Here is a 3,133-nt window from a genome sequence, read left to right as displayed (position 1 = left end):
CAGTTGCCCCCACCTGGCGACTTCGTCGCCTGTCCGCCCCCATAGGGGGCGGAGGACGAGGACGCGCGGCTCCTCTTCCCCCTGTGGGGGAAGACGGTCGCGAAGCGACCCGTAGGGGGCGGGTGTTCACCGGCACGACCTCTCGTCCGAAGACTAAGCCCGATCCCAGGGGAAGCTCAGGGTCGGCGCGTTCACGTGCCGCTTCATCTTCAGCGTCAGCCGCGCCCCTGCCCCGGCCGCCAGCCGCACGGTGAAGGCCGAGCTGTTCACCGCCACGGGCGCGCCGCCTTCGGTCGACACGCTCAGCACCTGGTGCTCGCCATAGCCGCCGCCCTGCACGGTCACCGTCCGGGCTTGCACCGTGTTGGTGTTGACCAGGGTCACGACCGCGCCGTCGTCGCTCAAGGTCTCGACCAGGGCGGCGACGTCCTCAGGCACGCCGGCGCGGCGGCGTTCGGGGTCGAAATAGCGCAAGCGGGCGTAGAGCAACGCCCCGCCCTGGGCCGGCGAGGTCGGCGACCACGGCGGCCGGGCGATGTGGATCCCGCCCTGCATCAAGTGGATCAGGGCGTTGGCGCTGGCCGGATTGATGTCCAGGGCCGCGTCGGCCAGGCGGGTGTCGGGCGTGGAGCGGTCGTCGCGCTGGGCCTGGGCCTTGGCCCGCACCTGCTCCAGGTCCTTGCGCAGGAGCTTGGCGGGGAACGCCGGGTCCTTGCCGTCCAGGAAGGTCAGCCACGGATGTTCGGCGGCCCGCGCCCGGTCGGAGGCCTTCATCGACAGGTACCAGATCTCCAGGCCGTTGGTCCGATACTCGCCCGGCGCATAGCCATACCAGCCGGTCTCGCCGTACATGCGCGGCGTCGAGACCTTGCCGTCGACGGTCTTCTTCTGGGCGTTGATCACGTCGGCCTGCTTGCGCCAGACGTCGAGATACTTGTCGTCACCGGTCAGCAGATAGGCGTTCATGAAGCCGACGATGGCGCGCGGCACGCGGTTGCGGTCCTCGCGCTTGCCGGTCTGGGGCACGATCGGGCTGAAGCCCCAGCCATAGACGCCGCCCCACCATTTGCCGTCGGTCGCGCCGCCGATCTTGCCGTCCAGCCCGATATTGCTGGGCAACACCCCGCCGTTAGCCTTGGCCCGCTCGGCCCAGGCGTCGACATAGCCCAGCAGCCAGTCGCGGTACTTGGGCTCGTGGTCCAGCATGTAGGCGTTCAGCACCAGGCTGGTGACCTGCAGGTTCAGCGGGCCGTCGCCGATGACGTCGGTGTATTCGTCGTAGTGGTGCAGGGTCTCTTCGTAGGTGCGCTCGCCATGCTCCATGAAGAAATCGCCGACCGCGAACGGGTCGCCGGCCCAGTCCAGGGGCGTGGCCTTGCGCAGCATCGGACCCCGGCTTCCGGTGATCATGCTGCGGATGATCTTGTGCTGGGGATCGTAGTTCGGCGCGCCCGGATCCTCGTTCATGTAGAAACCGGAGAAGCGCCTGACCCGGTCGCGATAGCGCGCGTCGTAAGGATCGGACAGTCCCAGCAGATTGAACACCGACAGCCCCTCGGAGAGGTGCTGCCAGTCGGTCATGACCGGGAATTCCTTGTAGTACATGCCCTCGCGCGCGAACGGCACGTCCTTGGTCCGGGCCAGGGTGTACTGGCGGACATTGCCTTCATAGGCCTTCTTGGACAGCTCCAGCAGCCGGTCGCTGGCGCCCAGGGCGTGCAGGTGCGGCCAGTCGTTGACGTTCTCGATGGCGTCATCGGGACCGTCGTTGGCGCCCCAGCGCTCGACCGCCAGCAGAAAGCCGCGGTCGTCGAAATAGCGGGCGAAGAAGGCCTCGCAGGCCTCGGCGTTGGCCTTCAGCAGCTCGCGCTCCAGCAGCGCCCATTCGGGCGGCGCCATCGGCGTCCTGATCTCCAGCCCGACCGGGATCGCGGCCACGGCCGGCGAGGCGGCGGCGGCCAGCAGCAGGGCCGAGGCGGTGCGCAGGAAACGGCGGCGGCTGGTCATCGAAACGCTCACTTGCTCACGCGGCCGGCTTCAGTTCGAGGCGCTGGATCTTGCCGACGATCAGGAAATAGGCCGCGATGGCGATGACGCAGTGCGCGCCGACGAAGATCAAGGCGCCGTCGAACGAGCCCGTGCCCTTGACGATGTAGCCGATGACGATCGGGGTCACGATGCCGGCCACATTGCCGAAGGTGTTGAAGATGCCGCCGGTGACGCCGGCCATCTCCTTGGGCGAGGTGTCGGCCACCACGGCCCAGCCCAGCGAGGCCACGCCCTTGCCGAAGAACGCGCCGGCCATGATCACGATGACCAGCCACTCCTGCTCCACGAAGTTGCAGAGGATGATGCTGGTGGCCAGCACCATGCCCAGCAGCAGCGGGGTCTTGCGGGCGATGTCCAGATTGCCGGTCTTCTTCAACAGGCCGTCCGAGATCATCCCGCCCAGGATGCCGCCGGCGAAACCGCACAAGGCGGGCAACGCGGCGGTGAAGCCGGCCTGCATGATCGACAGCCCGCGCTCCTTGACCAGGTAGATCGGGAACCAGGTGACGAAGAAATAGGTCAGCACGTTGATGCAGTACTGGCCCAGATACACGCCCAGCAGCATGCGGTTGGTCAGCACCTGCTTGACGTTGGCCCAGGTGAAGGCCGCGCCGTTGGCGGCGTTCTTGTCCTCGATGCGCACCAGGCCGCCGCCGGCCTCGATATAGTCGAACTCGGCCTGGTTGATCTTCGGGTGGTCCATGGGGCTGTGGATGAACCGCACGAAGAAGAACGCCGCCACGATGCCGACAGCGCCCATCACGAAGAACACCGAGCGCCAGCCGAAGCTATGGGCCAACCAGCCCATCAGCGGCGCGAAGGCGACCAGCGAGAAATACTGGGCCGAGTTGAAGATCGCCGAGGCGGTGCCGCGCTCCGGCCCGGGGAACCAGGCGGCGACGATGCGGGCGTTGGCGGGGAAGGACGGCGACTCGGCCAGGCCGACCATGAAGCGCATGGCGAACAGCGCGAAGGCCGCGGCTAGGCCGCTGAAGATCCCGGCGAACCCCTGCAGCAGGGTGAAGCCCGACCACAKGACGAGGGCGGCGGTGTAGATCTTCTTGGAGCCGAACCGGTCCAGCAA

Annotated in this window: 2 protein-coding genes; both read right to left on the bottom strand. The window is 67.6% G+C overall.

All coding sequences use genetic code 11. From position 1 onward, the window contains the following. Positions 1-153: 153 nt before the first annotated feature. The gene (locus tag AC1DZ6_RS22205; protein WP_477099293.1) at positions 154-2,007 is read right to left on the bottom strand and encodes a DUF8034 domain-containing protein; all 1,854 of its coding nucleotides are present in this window, start codon (positions 2,005-2,007) and stop codon (positions 154-156) included. Between the two features lie 16 nt (positions 2,008-2,023). Beyond that, on the bottom strand, positions 2,024-3,133 hold a 1,110-nt coding region (locus tag AC1DZ6_RS22200; protein WP_477099292.1), incomplete at its 5' end, for an MFS transporter.

It is taken from the genome of Caulobacter sp. P1_B12_2 (genome assembly GCF_056406675.1).
Note: the sequence above shows the minus strand (reverse complement) of the source record. Positions and strands in the feature narration are given on the sequence as shown.

Coding starts and splice junctions, on each gene's coding strand:
- AC1DZ6_RS22205 (WP_477099293.1), bottom strand. CDS start 2,007: ATGACCAGCCGCCGCCGTTTCCTGCGCACCGCCTCGGCCCTGCTGCTG.